Here is a 16,548-nt window from a genome sequence, read left to right as displayed (position 1 = left end):
CAATGAAAGGCGTCAGGGGATATATTTTTAACTGATGGCTTTTTCGGTAACTTTCTCTCTGCTGGGAACAAAAGAGTCAGAGTATACAAAGTGGTACATAACATAGGCCATAACCAGTGAACCAAGACCGTCAAAGGCAGAATGCTGTTTTAAGAAAACAGTTGCAAGGCTGATGGAAATCATCAGGATCAGGGAACCGGTCTTCACTAACCGGTATTTCCTTAAGCGTTCGCTGTGAAGGACTGCAATGTGTACACAAATAGAGTTATAAACATGGATACTGGGGAATACATTGGTACAAGTATCCGTGGAATAAAGAACTGCTACAATATCTGAGCAGATATTTTTACCCGGATCAATCACAGGGCGGAAATCCGTACCGTTTGGAAACACGGTGCAGATCACCAGACTGATGGTCATTCCAGTAAACAGCATGGTACACAGTCTGTAATAATCTTTTACATCGGTATAAAAAAAGAATAAAATAGCAGCAGCTATATAAACAAACCATAAAAGATATGGAATAATGAAATATTCATTAAAAGGAATCAGGTCGTCTAAAGCAACATGCATGATATAGTAGTGGTTTGTCACCGTCTTTTCCAGGTGAATAAACCACGGAATATAGATAAAGGCGTAGCCGAGGATCCAGACATGCCTGTACCTGTGAAACAGATCTTTCATATAGTCATCTTTCTCCGTTCTGGCGATTGGTATCATGATTATCAACTTTGGAGGATTATATCATACTCGTTTTGACAGTACAATAGTATTTTACAAATGTTAATATTTATTTCAGAGAAGATTAAGCGAAAGGTACGTTTTTGCTGCCGTTCTTCCATGGTCAGTGCCTCCTTCTTTCTATTAATATATGGTATATGCAGATAGGGGTATGCCAGCTCCGCTTCATCCCGGAGCGCTGTGGCAAATATAATCTTTTTATAAAATGGTTGATAGACGGTCAAACTTTGTGTATAGTATAAAGGCAGACTTTTACACGAAAGGAATGGAATATGTTACAAAAATATATGACCGTTTTCTTTATCTCCATGGTTCCGCTGATAGAGCTTCGCGGTGCAATTCCATATTCAACAGTGATGGGACTTCCGCTTTTTCAGTCCTATATTGTTGCAATTCTTGGGAATATGCTTCCGGTACCTATCATATATCTGTTTGCGAGGAAGGTTCTCGAATGGGGAGCAGATAAGCCAGTGATCGGCGGCTTTTTTTCCTGGTGCCTGGAAAAAGGAAAGCGTGGCGGCGAAAAACTGCAGGCGAAAGCTGGACAAGGGTTGTTTATTGCACTTTTGTTATTTGTGGGAGTTCCCCTTCCGGGAACCGGTGCCTGGACGGGCACTTTGGCAGCCAGCCTGCTTGATATTGATTTTAAATCCAGTATTTTAGCCGTGATGGGAGGCGTCCTGGTGGCAGGGGCTATTATGGGACTTGCCAGTGCAGGAGTTTTAGGGGCGCTTCAGTCCGTGATTTTCTAAGATACTGGTAGGAAGAAGGGCAGAATGGAACGAAGGAATGAAGAGGGATTAACGGAAAAAGAGTTTCTTTTGCAGTATCGTCCGGGGAATTATGAACGCCCGTCGGTGACCGTGGATATGCTGATTTTTGCGGTGGATGAGGAGGAGATGGAAACAGAAGTTCTTCTCATTAAGCGGAAAAACCATCCATGCATCGGACAGTGGGCGATTCCGGGAGGTTTTGTAAATGTGGATGAATCCCTGGAGGCCGCGGCAGCCAGAGAGCTGGAGGAAGAGACGGGGTTAAAAGGTATTTGTCTGGAACAGCTCTATACATGGGGGAACGTAAAGCGTGATCCCAGAACAAGAGTCATTTCAGTATCCTATATGGCCGCAGTACCTAAGAATCAGCTGACTCCAAAGGCCGGAGATGATGCCGAAGAAGCCTGTTGGTTCCAGGTGAAGAAAAAGAAGCTCTCTGAACTGGAGAATGGAGCCACCTATGCGCTTACCATTGAAAATGAAGAGGAGCATATTTTTATGAGCTATCGGATCACCGAAACCTATGAGCGTCAGGGCATGATGTGGAAAAAGGAGACGGAGATCGATCTTTTGCCGGCTATTGATGTGCTGGATCAGGAGAAGCTGGCATTTGACCATGCTGAGATCTTAAATGTGGCAATGGACCGTTTGGAAGAATTGGAAAAAGAATATAGCGATCAGATTTTTTAGCAGATCACACCGCCTGGGTAAGGCGGTGTTTTTAAGTTATCGTAAGAAAATTTTAATCGGAAAATTATGGATTTTATGCTATACTGTTGTAAGAAATGATTCTTGCATGCAGAAATATACAGGAGATAACAGGATATGGCAAAAAAATCATGCAGGCTGTGGAGCCTGGTAATCAGTATCAGCATTCTGGCGTCAATACCATCATACGGGGAGACGCCCCTAATACAGCCGTTTCCGGGATCTGCCGGACAGACAGAGTCGGGAAGCGGGCCGTCGGGAAACACGTCCGGTGAGATCGGACCTGGGGTCGGCACCGGAACCGGCGGGGGAAGTACTCAGACGGGAGACACTCCCAATGCCGGAGGAACATTACCTGCGGACATAAAGCAGCCGGTCATTCAATCGGAAGGTGCGATCCTTATGGATGCGTCTACAGGAACCCTGCTTTATTCAAAGAACGGGGAAACAAGATACTATCCTGCCAGCATTACAAAGCTTATGACCGCCCTTCTTGTTGCAGAAAAATGCAACTTGTCAGAAACAGTGACGTTCTCAAAGGCTGCCACCACAAACCTGGAATCAGGTGCGGTAACTCTGGGACTTACGGAGGGGGACAAGCTGACGGTAGAGCAGAGCCTTTACGGACTCATGCTAAAGTCTGCCAATGAAGTGGCCAATGGTCTGGCAGAGCATGTTTCAGGAAGTGTGAGCGCGTTTTCTGCCCTGATGAATGCCCGGGCAAAGGAGCTTGGCTGTACTGGAACCAATTTTGTCAACCCCAATGGACTTAACAGCTCCAGCCATTATACCACACCTCATGACATGGCTCTCATTGCCAGAGCAGCCTATCAGAATGACACGGTAAAAAAGGTATCCTCTACCTTAAGTTACCAGATACCGGCCACAAAGAAGGCTTCTGCCAGAACAGTGACCATGGGGCATAAGATGCTTAATCCGGGAGATTCCAGGTATTATCCGGGAGTAATAGGAGGTAAGACAGGCTTTACTTCCCTGGCCGGCAATACCTTAGTCACCTGTGTGGAAAAGAACGGCGTCCGGCTGATTGCGGTTATCATGAAGAGTAAATCCACTCATTATGAAGATACAAAGTCTCTGCTTGATTATGGATTTGCCTTAAAGGCTGCCGGCGGGACAGCAAAAGCTTCTTCCCAGGGCTGGGTCCAGGATGGGACGAAGTGGTATTACGGAAAGCAGGATGGTAATAAGGCCTGCAACGAGTGGCAGAATATAAACGGAGTGTATTACTGGTTTGGCACAGATTCTTTTATGGCGGCAAGCCGCTGGGTGGAGAGCAATGGGAAGTGGTATTATCTGGGAGCCAATGGAGCCATGCTTAAGGATACCATTACGCCCGATGGATACCGCCTGGATTCTTCCGGTGCCTGGATCCGGTAGGAACAGGGATGTTTTTGGCATAGAAAAAGAGCCTATAGGCTCTTTTTCTATGCCAAATCCTCTGAAGGAGCATTGTCCTGTTTTGTTCCCGTTTTGCATTCTGACATCAGGGTGGCCTCGCTTATATCGGCCCGGTATTCCATGATTTCTTCCACATCGCAGTCCAGAATCCTGCAGAGCATATCAATGGTATGAGTGGAAACGAAGTTATTTTTCTTAAGCCGCCCGATTTGCCCGGCACTGACCTTGCAGTACTTTATCAGATGATACTGGCTGATGTTTTTCTTTTTCATGGTTTCCCATAGTCTGTCATAAACAATCATGATTTATCACCTCTGTCCTTAATTAAACCGTGATTATCCAGTATTGCATATTATCCATAAGTGGTTTATATTATGAAAAAGGAGGATTATATCAATGAAAAAGAAAATATTTAACGTGACTTTTTATCTTATCTGCTTTTTTGTTCTCTTCAAATCCATTTATCACCTTGCGTTTACAGTCCCGCCGGCTCCGGGAGCTCCAGGTTACCAGGAGTATTATTACGGTACGATTGTCATGAGTATTGGCATCGGGCTTATGGTTATCGTACCCAATCTCATCATAGAATATCTGATGGGCAACTGGTCCTCTTAGACTTGACGCAGACACGCCCTTCATTGTATGATGAACAGAAAGCAAGAAAAAGAATGAAGGAAGAAGAGGAGAGATCAGATGGGGGTTGCTGCCGTAGCTATCTGTGCCGCAGTGGGCGCAGGCTTATATTTGCGTTCCGAATATGAAAAAGAACAGCTTAGCATAGAGAGAACTGTTTTTAAAAGCGCTAAGATAAAGGCGGATCGTACCATCGTGTTCCTTTCCGATCTTCACGAACACCGGTTTGGCGACGGCAATGAAAGGCTGCTGGCCGCTGTTAATGAGGCGGCTCCTGATCTTGTACTGGTAGGCGGTGATATGATCATCAGCAAGGGGAAAGCGGATATGGCCGCTTCCTTAGAGCTTTTGGAAAAGCTGGCAGGTAAATACCCTGTCATTTGCGGCAATGGCAATCATGAGAACCGTCTGCTTTGGGAACACCAGGTGTACGGAGACGCATATGAAGCGTATGTGCACAGTTTAAAAAAGCTTGGAATCAAAGTTCTTGATAACCGGACAGAATGGTATGGAGAAGATATCGCTGTTACCGGGATTGATCTAAAAAAAGGGGCTTACCGGAAGTTCCATCCGGATCGTTTAACAGAGGATGAGATTGAACAAAAGGTGGGAAAGGCAGCGAAGGAGCGGTTTCAGATTCTGCTGTGCCATTCTCCCCTTTATTTTTCCTCATGCAGAAGCTGGGGAGCAGATTTGACTCTGTCCGGCCACTTTCATGGGGGAACCATAAGGCTCCCATACCTTGGAGGGGTCATGACACCTCAATATCAATTTTTCCTTCCATACTGCGCCGGTGAGTTTACAGAAGATGGGAGGCATATGATCGTAAGCAGAGGGCTTGGAACCCATTCCATTAATATCCGCTTAAACAACAAACCTCAACTGGTAGTGGTGGATTTAAAAATGAAATCATGATTTTGGGCCTTCCATATATTTACAGATGAAGCAGGATTTGATATACTGGTCAAAGGCATGTCTTATTCTGCCTTGGAGGATTTTATGGGAATCTCTTATAAACTGGATAATTTCGAGGGGCCGCTGGATTTACTGCTTCATTTGATCGAGAAGAATAAGGTGAATATCTACGACATTCCCATTGCGACGATCACGGAGCAGTACCTGGACTTTGTAAATCATATGGAAACAGAGGATTTAAACATTGTCAGCGAATTTCTTGTCATGGCTGCGACCCTCATTGATATAAAGGCGCGCATGCTGCTTCCCAGGGAAACCAATGAGGAAGGCGAGGAAGAGGATCCCAGGGCTGAGCTTGTGGCACGCCTTTTGGAATACAAATATTATAAATATATGTCTCTGGAGCTTAAGGACCGGGAAGTGGGAGCGGAACGTCTGCTGTATAAATCCCCTTCCATTCCGCCTGAGGTGGCAAAGTACGAACCGCCGGTGGATTTGGACAAGCTCCTTGACGGGCTTACCCTGGCGAAACTCCAGGAGATTTTCCGGGCGGTCACGAAACGTAAGTCGGACCGCGTGGATCCTATCCGCAGCCGGTTTGGCAATATCCGGAGGGAATCCATAAGCCTGGAGGACAAGATAAAATCGGTCATGGATTATGCCAGAGAGCACCGGAAGTTTTCTTTCCGCGGGCTGCTTGAGCAGCAGCCGGACCGGACCTTGGTTGTTGTGACATTTTTAGCGCTTCTGGAGCTCATGAAGATCGGCAAGATCAGGCTGACCCAGGAGCATTTGTTTGATGATATGTTCATTGAAACCCTGGAACCGGAAGGGGATGACGGGGAACTGGATTTGTCGGAACTGCAGGATGAAGGGGAAGGAATTAAGGGAGAGGAAATCGATGGAATCGATGGATAAGGATACTCTATTGCCCGATGGGCCGAAGAAGAGCACAAAAGAAGAGAAGGTGTGGGAAGCCGTGATCGAGGCGGTTCTCTTTACCATGGGGAATTCCGTTGAACTTAAGGCTCTTGCTGCAGCGATTGACCAGGATGAGGCCACTGCTAAGGAAGTGGTTCTCCGTTTGATGAAGCGCTATGATACGGGGAAAAGAGGGATGCAGATCCTTGAACTGGAAAACAGCTATCAGATGTGCACGCGGTCTGAATATTACGAGAACTTGATCCGTGTGGCATCTGCGCCTAAAAAGCAGGTTCTTACGGATGTGGTTTTAGAGACGCTGTCCATCATAGCTTACAAGCAGCCTGTGACAAAGCTTGAAATAGAAAAAATCAGGGGCGTAAAATCAGATCATGCGGTCAATAAGCTGGTGGAATACAACCTGGTATATGAAGTGGGCCGTGTGGATGCTCCCGGCCGTCCGGCACTATTTGCCACCACAGAAGAATTTTTAAGAAGATTTGGCATTGGATCTACTCAGAATCTTCCGGTTGCCGATCCTGTTGTAACAGCTGAGATACGGATGGAAGTGGAAGAGGAACTTTCGGAAAGCGGTGATTTAATTCCGGCAGAAGATAAAAAAGATGATAACATTCAGGAGGATATAAGGTGACACAAACCATAAGAATCAAATATTTTACGGATAAAATAGAACGTTTACGCTACATTGACGGCAAATCTGACTGGATTGATCTGCGGGCAGCACAGGAAGTGGAGATGAAGGCAGGCGAGTTTAAACTGATCCCCTTGGGGATAGCGATGGAACTGCCGGCTGGATTTGAATCCCATGTGGTTCCAAGAAGCAGCACATTCAAAAATTACGGCGTGATCCAGACCAACAGCATGGGAATCATTGATGAGACATACTGTGGGGACAATGACCAGTGGTTTTTCCCTGCTTATGCGCTGCGGGATACAGTGATCCATGTAAATGACCGCATCTGCCAGTTCCGCATTATGGAGCATCAGCCTGCTTTATGTTTAGAAGAAGTGGAACTTCTGGGACATGAGGACCGCGGCGGCCATGGAAGCACTGGAAAACAATAATATTGGTGAGATAGTGGCGAATCGAACGTCTTTAAGTTGGAGATAATAGCATGAGAAGAAAGACAGGATATGCGGCTGCCATCCTTGGGCTGGCACTGACAGTTACCATAGCAGCAGGCGGCTGCGGAAAAAAAGAAAACAAATATTCTTACCGGGCCGCAGGAATCGAGGCTCTTAACCAGGGCAATTATGACAATGCCGTGGAAGCCTTTGATCAGGCCATCAGCGCATCCAAAGGATTAGTTGGGAAGTTTGATGTGGATGTGTTAAAGTACCGGGCAGAAGCCGAATACCTGGCAGGAGACTATTCTTCCGCCGCAGATACCTATGGCATACTCATAAAGGTGGATGAAGAAAGGCCGGAATATTTAAATCTTCGCTCTGTTTCAAGGGCAGGGGCCGGCGATTTAAACGGCGCCATAGAGGACTATAAGAAAAGCGCTGAACTGGATAAAGAGAAAAAGGCACCGGGAAGGATGAAAGCCCTGCTGGCGGCAGGCGCAGCCATGGAAAAGGCCGGAACGGCTTCAGATGCCATGAGCCTCTATGAGGAGGCACTTAGTGACGGGGAAGAAAGTGCACAGCTTTATAACCGGATGGGCTTATGTAAGATGGCCGTGGAAGATTGGGATGGAGCGGCCGAATATTTTAAGAAGGGCCTTTTAGCAACCGACAGTAAAGAGGTCCAGGAACTTATGTTTAATCAGGCGGTTGCCGAGGAGCGTAAAGGGGAATTTAAAACAGCCCTGGATCTGATGCAGCAGTATGTCTCAGCTCACGGCCCTGATGAGGAAGCGGAGCGGGAGATCACATTTTTAAAGACAAGATAGGTTGGAATGATTGATGGCAGAGCTGATTGAGTTAAAGGAAATAGAAGAACGGGTGATCCTGGTGGCAGTCAGTACCGAGGATGAGAATGACACAAAGGCGTCCCTTGACGAGCTGGAAGAGCTGGTAAAAACGGCAGGAGCCGTTACCGTGGATAAGATAATCCAGAACCGGGAGAGAATCCATCCGGGGACTTATCTGGGAAAAGGAAAGATAGAAGAAATAAAGGACTGTATCTGGGAGCTTGATGCAACCGGAATTGTCTGCGACGATGAACTTTCACCGGCTCAGCTTCGTAATTTGGAAGAGGCCCTGGATACAAAGATCATGGACCGGACCATGGTGATCCTGGATATTTTTGCTTCCAGAGCCACCACCAGGGAAGGAAAGATCCAGGTGGAGCTGGCTCAGCTTAAGTACCGGTCGGCCCGTCTGGTGGGCCTTAGAAGCTCCTTGTCCCGATTAGGAGGCGGAATCGGTACCCGCGGTCCAGGAGAGAAGAAGCTGGAAATGGACCGGCGTCTGATCCATGACAGGATCGGAATGCTAAAGGCTGATTTAGAGGATGTGAAGCGTCACAGAGAAGTTGTCAGGCAGCAGAGGGAAAAAAACCATGTTCCCACCGCCGCCATCGTAGGTTATACCAATGCTGGGAAATCCACCTTGTTAAACAGGCTTACAGATGCCGGGATACTGGCTGAGGATAAGCTCTTTGCTACCCTGGATCCAACCACAAGGAATTTGAGCCTGCCGGGCGGGCAGCAGATTCTTTTAACGGATACGGTAGGATTTATCAGAAAGCTTCCCCATCATTTGATCGAAGCCTTTAAAAGTACTCTGGAAGAAGCCAAGTACAGCGATATCATCCTTCATGTGGTGGATTGCTCCAATCCCCAGATGGACATGCAGATGTATGTTGTGTATGAAACTTTGAGGGAGCTTGGGGTTTGCGATAAGGTGATGGTCACGGTGTTCAATAAGATCGACACGGCAGAAGGCGGTGTGATCCTAAGAGATGTTTCTTCCGATCATCAGGTGAGGATCTCTGCAAAAACCGGAGAAGGCCTTGACGAACTTTTAAATCTTTTGGAAACCATTCTTAGAAACCAGAAAGTATATTTGGAAAAGGTTTATTCCTATAAGGAAGCAGGGAAAATCCAGCTGATCCGCAAATACGGACAGCTGCTTAAGGAAGAATATCAGGAAGACGGGATTCTGGTGAACGCCTATGTGCCATCGGAGCTGTTTGCCTCTCTGGCAGACAATGCCGATGCTTTTGATGAATGAAAAACACAATATGTGGATTAGTGTTAAAAAACTAATCCACATATTGTGTTTTTTCTTTTCTTCTGCTATAATGTATTTATCAGAAATCGCTTTTCAGATCTCTGATAATAGGCAGTATTTTTTACTGCCGTACATACGATTGTCGGAAGTATTTTTTTATTCCGATAATGTTATTGCTAATCAGAAATCGGTTTTGGATTTCTGATAAAAGGCAGTATTTTTACTGCCATACATCGGATTATGAAAACTTGTTTTCATAATGTACTGTATGATAAAAATAGGAACATAAGGGGTTTTGCAGAGGAAAGGAGTTTAGTTTTATGATCCAGGTGGTAAAGAGAGATGGGGAAAGTGCTGAATTCAGTCTGAATAAAATCACGGAAGCGATTAAAAAAGCATTTAAAGCCACTCAAAAGGAGTATAACAATGAAATACTGGAACTGCTGTCTCTTCGGGTAACTGCTGATTTTCAGGGAAAGATGACAGGGGGCCAGGTCGCGGTAGAACAGATTCAGGACAGTGTAGAACACGTTCTTGAGCAGGCGGGATATACCGATGTGGCGAAGGCTTATATTTTATACAGGAAGCAGAGAGAAAAGATACGGAATATGAAGGATACCATTCTGGATTACAAGGCTGTGGTAAACAGCTACGTAAAGGTAGAGGATTGGCGTGTCAAGGAAAATTCCACTGTTACCTATTCCGTTGGAGGGCTGATATTAAGCAACTCCGGTGCGGTTACGGCGAATTACTGGCTGTCTGAAATTTATGACCAGGAGATCGCTAATGCACACAGGAACGCGGATGTCCATATCCACGATTTGTCCATGCTCACCGGATACTGTGCCGGCTGGTCCTTAAAGCAGCTTCTTCTTGAGGGGCTTGGCGGAATACCGGGAAAGATCACTTCTTCCCCTGCAAAGCATTTATCCGTACTTTGCAACCAAATGGTCAATTTCCTGGGAATCATGCAGAATGAATGGGCGGGAGCCCAGGCCTTTTCTTCTTTTGATACTTATCTGGCTCCTTTTGTAAAGGCTGATGATTTATCCTACCGGGAAGTGAAGAAATGCATTGAATCCTTTATCTATGGCGTGAATACGCCAAGCCGCTGGGGAACTCAGGCTCCATTCTCCAATATTACTCTGGACTGGACCGTTCCTGCTGATATGGCAGAGCTTAACGCAATCATTGGCGGGGAAGAAGCGGACTTTAAGTATAAAGACTGCAAGGCTGAGATGGATATGATCAATAAGGCTTTTATTGAAACCATGATAGAGGGAGACGCCAATGGGCGAGGCTTCCAGTATCCCATTCCTACTTACTCCATTACCAGGGATTTTGACTGGTCCAATACTGAAAATAACCGGCTGCTGTTTGAGATGACCTCCAAATACGGTACCCCTTACTTTTCAAATTATATAAACAGCGATATGGAGCCAAGCGATGTAAGGAGTATGTGCTGCCGTTTGCGCCTTGATTTAAGAGAACTTAGAAGAAAAACCGGCGGATTCTTCGGCTCCGGCGAAAGCACCGGTTCCGTGGGTGTTGTGACCATCAACATGCCAAGAATCGCTTACCTTTCCTATAATGAGGCTGATTTCTACAAGCGCCTGGATCATATGATGGATATTTCAGCCCGGTCATTAAAGACCAAGCGGGAAGTTATAACAAAACTTTTGAATCAGGGACTCTATCCTTATACGAAACGCTATCTGGGCAGCTTTGCAAATCACTTTTCCACCATTGGCCTGATCGGTATGAACGAAGTTGGCTTAAATGCCAAGTGGCTGGGTCAGGATATGACGAATGAAAAAACCAGACAGTTTACAAAGGATGTGTTAAATCACATGCGGGAAAGGCTGTCCGATTACCAGGAAATCTACGGAGATTTATACAATCTGGAGGCAACCCCGGCAGAGTCCACCACATACCGTCTGGCAAAGCATGACAAGAAGCATTATCCGGATATCATCACAGCCGGAACCCCGGGAGATACCCCTTATTATACCAACAGCTCCCACCTTCCTGTGGATTATACGGCAGATATCTTTGACGCGCTTGATATTCAGGATGAGCTGCAGACCCTCTATACTTCAGGAACCGTATTCCATGCGTTTCTGGGAGAGAAGCTTCCTGACTGGGAAGCTGCGGCAAAGCTGGTGCACACCATTGCGGAGAATTACAAGCTGCCTTATTATACATTGTCGCCAACCTATTCCATTTGTGCGGAGCACGGATATCTTTCCGGCGAGCATAATGTATGCCCGGTCTGTGGAAAAAAGGCTGAGGTATACAGCCGGATCACCGGATACTATCGGCCGGTGCAGAACTGGAATGAGGGTAAAACCCAGGAATACAAGAACCGGACAACATACGACCCTGTCCGCTCTGTACTGAAAAAAGGAGCTGCTTTGGATAACCAGGATAAGGCATCGGTGAAAAAGGCTGGGATCCCGGCCGGGACATATCTCTTTACGACTAAGACCTGCCCGAATTGCCGGATGGCAAAACAGTTTTTACAAAACATGGATTATGAAGTAGTAGATGCAGAGGAAAATGCAGAGCTTGCCACAAGGTTTGGGATTATGCAGGCACCTACTCTGGTGGTTATAAAGAACGATCAGATCCAGAAGATCACCAATGCTTCTGAAATCAGAAAGTTTGCGGAAAGCACGATCTGCTGAAAGAGATCCCTTCCTCCATCAGTCCATCATTAAGATATGGTAGTCAGTAAAAAGATTCCATGCTATAATGGCATGGAATCTTTTGTCATTTCAAGCAAAAAGAAGGGCCGCCGGAATATGAGAATAGCGGGCCTCGTTTGGAAATATGGCAGAGAAATGTGACTGAAGAGGAGCTTAGAAAGATGGGAAGAGAAAAATTTTCATCACGTCTGGGATTTATCCTGATCTCAGCGGGATGTGCCATTGGCCTTGGAAACGTCTGGCGTTTTCCATATATTGTGGGTCAGTATGGAGGAGCGGCTTTTGTTTTGATTTATGCAGTGTTTCTGCTTATTTTGGGGCTGCCTATTGTGGCAATGGAGTTTGCCGTGGGACGTGCCAGCCAGAAGAGCATTGCTTTGTCCTATGATGTGCTGGAGCCAAAGGGCAGCAAATGGCATTATGCCAAGTATCTGGGAATGGCGGGAAATTACATTCTTATGATGTTTTATACCACGGTTTCCGGCTGGATGGTTTTATATTTTCTTAAGATGGCAAAGGGAGATTTTGTGGGCCTTGATGCGGAAGGAGTAGCTGGAGAGTTTGAGAACATGCTGGCGGATCCTGTTATCATGGGTATATTTATGATCATTATGGTGGTCGGCTGCTTTTCTATCTGTGCCAGAGGGCTTCAGGGCGGCGTGGAAAAGATTACAAAATGGATGATGTTATGCCTTTTGGGCCTAATGGCCATACTGGCCGTTCATTCGGTGCTCATGGAAAACAGCAGGGCAGGACTGGAATTTTACTTAAAGCCTGATTTCGGCAAGATCAGGGAAGCAGGAATCGGCGAGGTCATATTCGCTGCCATGGGACAGGCTTTTTTCACTTTAAGCATTGGGATCGGCGCTCTTGCCATCTTTGGAAGCTACATTGGCAAGGAACACAGGCTGGCTGGAGAAGCCATCAGTGTGGCTATTTTGGATACCTTTGTGGCTTTTATGGCGGGACTTATTATTTTCCCTGCCTGCTTTGCATTTCAGATCGAGCCAGGCCAGGGGCCAAAGCTGGTCTTTGTGACTCTGCCCAACGTATTTAACAACATGGCAGGCGGAAGGCTGTTAGGAAGTCTGTTCTTCCTTTTTATGTCATTTGCAGCTATTTCCACGGTAATTGCAGTTTTCCAGAATATCGTATCTTTTGCCACAGATTTGACCGGATGCACCGTAAAAAAAGCGGTGTGGCTGAATGCAGCTGCCATTATCCTTTTGTCCCTGCCCTGTGTGCTGGGATTTAATGTGTGGAGCGGATTTATGCCCTTTGGCGAGGGAAGCAATGTGCTGGACTTGGAAGACTTTATTATCAGCAATAACTTACTTCCCTTAGGAAGCCTGATTTACCTGGCCTTCTGTACCTCCAGATATGGCTGGGGATTTGAGAATTTCATGAAGGAAGCCAATGAAGGAAAGGGAATCCGGTTCCCCAGATGGGCAAGGGCTTATGTAACGTATGTTCTTCCTGTCATTGTTCTGGTGATCTTTATCCAGGGCTATGTGGCTAAATTCTTTTAATAGGAAAAATACACACCGTATTTCAGAACAGAGGCCCGCAGGCCAAACCCTGCGGGTCTTTGTTCTGCTATCTTGCCTTGCGGGATCAGATCTGATTATTTTAAACGGCAGGCTGGAAGAAATAGACTTGTAAAAATAAATATGGTATATTATGACATATCATGCAGTATTTTCATGGCAGAATTCATGTGCCTATAGCATGCCATAAATGGAAGGGAACGCAGCCAATTACATATTGGAGGACAATACAAATGAATAAGCAGGATTTGAATTATAAAGAGTATGTCGAAATTGCTGAGGGGATTTACTGGGTGGGCTTTTTTGACGAAAGTGCAGGTCTTCACTGTAATCCTTACCTAATCGTGGACGGTGATGAGGCAGTGCTCATCGACAGCGGAAGCCGGGATGATTTCAGTACAGTTATGTTGAAAGTTATGCGAACGGGAATCAGTCCTGGCAAGATCAGCTGCCTGATTTACCAGCACTATGATCCGGATTTATGCGGTAATATTCCCCATATAGAAACGCTCATTAACAGCGAAGATTTAAAAATCATCTCTCATCATGAAAACAATATTTTCATCAATTATTATTCCATGAGTACACCGAAGAAGTGCATTGAACAATTAGGATTTCATTTTGAATTTGCAAGCGGCAGGCGTCTTGAATTTATCAGGACGCCTTATTCCCATTCACCGGGCAGCTTCATTACTTATGATGTGAAGACGAAAACATTATTCAGCAGTGATATTTTCGGAAGCTACGATTACAACTGGGATTTATATACTAGGATCGGCGCGGAATGCAGGGACTGTACACCCTTTGAAATCTGCCCTATCACCCGGAAAGCATGCCAGATAAAGGGCATTCTGGACTTTCACCAGCGGATTATGCCATCTAAAAAGGCGCTGCAGTATGCTCTTGAACGGATAGAGGAACTGGATATTTCCTTGATCGCACCTCAACATGGAAGTATTCTTGATACTCCTGCGGCTCAGGAAGCCGTAATCAGACAGCTGAAAGAATTGACCAATGTAGGGATCGACTATTTTCTTGAGGAGGAAGAAAATTGAGGCGGACAGACGCAGCCCTGCTGGGACAAAGAATCGTATTGGAACAGCCGGGTTCGGATGAATATGTAAAAGCCCTACTTGATCATTTTGTAAAACAGGTGGATAACCAGACTTATACCGAACTGGTCTCGGAGATCATGGAGCGGTATGTAGACGTGTCAAAACAGCTGGAAATAAAGAGGAGGGAATTGGAGAAAAGTGACGCTTCCCGCCGGGAAGCCCAGGAAATAGCACTAATAGGAAACTGGGAACTGAGCCTTGGCACAAAGAAGCTATGGTGGTCGGACACCATGTACAGAATACTGGAGACTGACCAGTCCGTAGAACCGGATCTGATGGTTTATTTTCAAAAGGTTTATCCCGATGATAAAAAACTGGTGAATCAAATTTATCATGATATGCAAAACGGAATGGTGCCTGCTGAATACCGGTTCCGTCTGCTGATGGAGGGAGGCCGGATCAAATGGGTTCAGATCCGATTTGTGGGATCAAAGGATTCTGGTGGAATGTTTACCAAAGTCCATGGCACGATCCAGGACATCACCAGTGCAAAAGCGATCGAGGAAAAGCTGGAGGAATATAATCATCATTTAGAAGATCTGGTACAGAAAAAGGTGGCGGAGGTATCCGCTTCTCAGATGGCTACGATCCATGCATTAGTAAAGCTTTCGGAGTCCAGGGATGATGAGACAGGAGAGCATATTGTCAGAACGTCACAATATTGCCGCCTCCTCGCGGAAAAGCTTTGGGAAATGGGGGCCCATCGGGAGGAAATAGACCGGGCCTTTATAGACGGTATCTCCCAGGCCAGCCCTTTGCACGACATAGGAAAGGTGGGAATTCCGGATGGGGTTTTGCTAAAGCCCGGCAAATTGACGCCGGAGGAATTTGAAATCATGAAAACTCATACCACCATCGGATATCAGACCCTGGCCAGCATTGAAAAGAAGGATACAGGAAGTGCATTCATCAAAGTCGGTAAGGAAATTACACTTTGTCATCATGAAAAATGGGATGGGAGCGGATACCCAAAGGGGCTTAAAAGGGAAGAGATTCCAATATCAGCGCGTATCATGGCTTTGGCGGATGTGTATGACGCGCTTCGTTCAAAACGCGTATATAAAGAGAGTTATTCCCACGAAAAAAGTCTGGGGATTATTACCCAGGGAAGAGGCAGTCATTTCGATCCTCTTTTAGTAGATCTTTTCCTTGAAAATGATTCCTCTTTCCGTGATATATTCGATGGGACTTTAGCCGGTAAGGAATAAAAGGCTGAATGCATTTAAGTTATAAAAAGTCCGTGTTTTCCTTTGCATTAGGAGAACACGAACTTTTATATGCCATTGTTTAGATTTCGTAATAATTGGCCTGGCCATCCAGTCTTTTTTGTTCTTCCACCAAATCTGCCAGGGTAATGCTGTCTACCACATCGGAAATCGCATGATCCAGCTTTTTCCATACCATGAGTGTGGCACAATTATGGGAACGGCTGCAGGGGTTGACTTCATCTTCCAGACATGTTACGGGAACCAGACTTCCTTCTGCAAGGCGCAGGATCATGCCGACCGTATACTCCGAAGGATCCTTTGTCAGGTAATAACCGCCCTGGGCGCCCCTTCTGCTTTTCACGTACCCGGCCCTGCTTAAGATGGTGACAATCTGTTCCAGATATTTATCCGATATTTCCTGGCGTTCCGCCACCTGATTGATTTTTGTGCATTCGCCCGGATGAAGTGCAAATTCAAGCATCATACGAAGGGCGTAGCGTCCCTTGGTAGAAAATTTCATGGTAAAAAATCCCCTTCCTAATTATTCTTATCTGTTTAGTAGGATATAAAAATATTGTACACGAAACCACCTGGAAAGTAAACCTCAAATTATCCGGCTTCCCAATTTATGAAAATGGATGTATACTAATATTCATTGG

17 protein-coding genes are annotated in these 16,548 nt (G+C 45.8%); 14 read left to right on the top strand and 3 right to left on the bottom strand.

Translation table 11 applies throughout. The features are described from left to right. Nucleotides 1-27: 27 nt before the first annotated feature. Nucleotides 28-684, bottom strand: a complete 657-nt coding sequence (locus BMW45_RS26775) for a phosphatase PAP2 family protein (protein ID WP_092251011.1) — start codon at nt 682-684, stop codon at nt 28-30. A 329-nt stretch (nt 685-1,013) separates the two neighbouring features. Here BMW45_RS26775 and BMW45_RS26770 point away from each other — a divergent pair, with 329 nt between their 5' ends. From BMW45_RS26770 to BMW45_RS26760, 3 genes are all read left to right on the top strand, one after another. After that, entirely contained in the window at nt 1,014-1,493 is a 480-nt protein-coding gene (locus BMW45_RS26770) for a COG2426 family protein (protein WP_025233690.1), read from the top strand. Between the two features lie 24 nt (nt 1,494-1,517). Continuing rightward, complete coding sequence (locus BMW45_RS26765; protein WP_054789916.1) at nt 1,518-2,204, top strand: NUDIX domain-containing protein; 687 nt, start codon at nt 1,518-1,520, stop codon at nt 2,202-2,204. Between the two features lie 135 nt (nt 2,205-2,339). Beyond that, nucleotides 2,340-3,620 carry a serine hydrolase gene (locus BMW45_RS26760; RefSeq protein WP_092251010.1) on the top strand — a complete coding sequence of 427 codons (1,281 nt, stop codon included), beginning with the start codon at nt 2,340-2,342 and terminating at the stop codon, nt 3,618-3,620. A gap of 47 nt (nt 3,621-3,667) precedes the next feature. Here the strand turns inward: BMW45_RS26760 and BMW45_RS26755 are convergent, their stop codons facing one another. Beyond that, on the bottom strand, nt 3,668-3,943 hold the full coding sequence (locus BMW45_RS26755) for a helix-turn-helix domain-containing protein (protein WP_092251009.1): 276 nt from the start codon (nt 3,941-3,943) through the stop codon (nt 3,668-3,670). Nucleotides 3,944-4,037: 94 nt separating this feature from the next. Here BMW45_RS26755 and BMW45_RS26750 point away from each other — a divergent pair, with 94 nt between their 5' ends. From BMW45_RS26750 to BMW45_RS28295, 11 genes are all read left to right on the top strand, one after another. Next, nucleotides 4,038-4,256 (top strand): hypothetical protein, encoded by a 219-nt coding sequence (locus tag BMW45_RS26750; RefSeq protein ID WP_092251008.1) that lies wholly within the window; start codon nt 4,038-4,040, stop codon nt 4,254-4,256. A gap of 78 nt (nt 4,257-4,334) precedes the next feature. Next, complete coding sequence (locus BMW45_RS26745) at nt 4,335-5,189, top strand: metallophosphoesterase (protein ID WP_092251007.1); 855 nt, start codon at nt 4,335-4,337, stop codon at nt 5,187-5,189. 84 nt (nt 5,190-5,273) lie between these two features. Beyond that, nucleotides 5,274-6,107, top strand: coding sequence for a segregation and condensation protein A (locus tag BMW45_RS26740; protein WP_092251005.1), 834 nt, complete (start codon nt 5,274-5,276; stop codon nt 6,105-6,107). Beyond that, on the top strand, nt 6,091-6,762 hold the full coding sequence (gene scpB, locus BMW45_RS26735; RefSeq protein ID WP_242883259.1) for an SMC-Scp complex subunit ScpB: 672 nt from the start codon (nt 6,091-6,093) through the stop codon (nt 6,760-6,762). The genes BMW45_RS26740 and scpB overlap by 17 nt, the downstream gene beginning before the upstream one ends. After that, nucleotides 6,759-7,196, top strand: a complete 438-nt coding sequence (locus BMW45_RS26730; protein ID WP_092251001.1) for a dUTP diphosphatase — start codon at nt 6,759-6,761, stop codon at nt 7,194-7,196. Before scpB ends, BMW45_RS26730 begins: the two co-directional genes overlap by 4 nt. A gap of 50 nt (nt 7,197-7,246) precedes the next feature. Continuing rightward, complete coding sequence (locus BMW45_RS26725) at nt 7,247-8,026, top strand: tetratricopeptide repeat protein (RefSeq protein ID WP_092250999.1); 780 nt, start codon at nt 7,247-7,249, stop codon at nt 8,024-8,026. A gap of 13 nt (nt 8,027-8,039) precedes the next feature. Next, entirely contained in the window at nt 8,040-9,311 is a 1,272-nt protein-coding gene (gene hflX, locus BMW45_RS26720) for a GTPase HflX (protein WP_092250997.1), read from the top strand. 320 nt (nt 9,312-9,631) lie between these two features. Continuing rightward, the gene (locus BMW45_RS26710) at nt 9,632-11,998 is read left to right on the top strand and encodes a ribonucleoside triphosphate reductase (protein ID WP_092250993.1); all 2,367 of its coding nucleotides are present in this window, start codon (nt 9,632-9,634) and stop codon (nt 11,996-11,998) included. Nucleotides 11,999-12,180: 182 nt separating this feature from the next. After that, complete coding sequence (locus BMW45_RS26705; RefSeq protein WP_092250991.1) at nt 12,181-13,548, top strand: sodium-dependent transporter; 1,368 nt, start codon at nt 12,181-12,183, stop codon at nt 13,546-13,548. A 251-nt stretch (nt 13,549-13,799) separates the two neighbouring features. Continuing rightward, nucleotides 13,800-14,621: an oxygen-binding di-iron domain-containing protein gene (locus BMW45_RS26700; RefSeq protein WP_092250989.1), complete on the top strand. Its 822-nt coding sequence runs from the start codon at nt 13,800-13,802 to the stop codon at nt 14,619-14,621. After that, the gene (locus BMW45_RS28295) at nt 14,618-15,889 is read left to right on the top strand and encodes an HD-GYP domain-containing protein (RefSeq protein ID WP_092250987.1); all 1,272 of its coding nucleotides are present in this window, start codon (nt 14,618-14,620) and stop codon (nt 15,887-15,889) included. The genes BMW45_RS26700 and BMW45_RS28295 overlap by 4 nt, the downstream gene beginning before the upstream one ends. 79 nt (nt 15,890-15,968) lie before the next feature. Here the strand turns inward: BMW45_RS28295 and BMW45_RS26690 are convergent, their stop codons facing one another. Continuing rightward, a complete protein-coding gene (locus BMW45_RS26690; protein ID WP_092250985.1) occupies nt 15,969-16,409 on the bottom strand; it encodes an RrF2 family transcriptional regulator in 441 nt (146 codons plus the stop codon). Nucleotides 16,410-16,548 lie beyond the last annotated feature (139 nt).

Source organism: Lacrimispora sphenoides (assembly GCF_900105215.1).
Lineage (GTDB): Bacteria > Bacillota > Clostridia > Lachnospirales > Lachnospiraceae > Lacrimispora > Lacrimispora sphenoides_A.
Note: the sequence above shows the minus strand (reverse complement) of the source record. Positions and strands in the feature narration are given on the sequence as shown.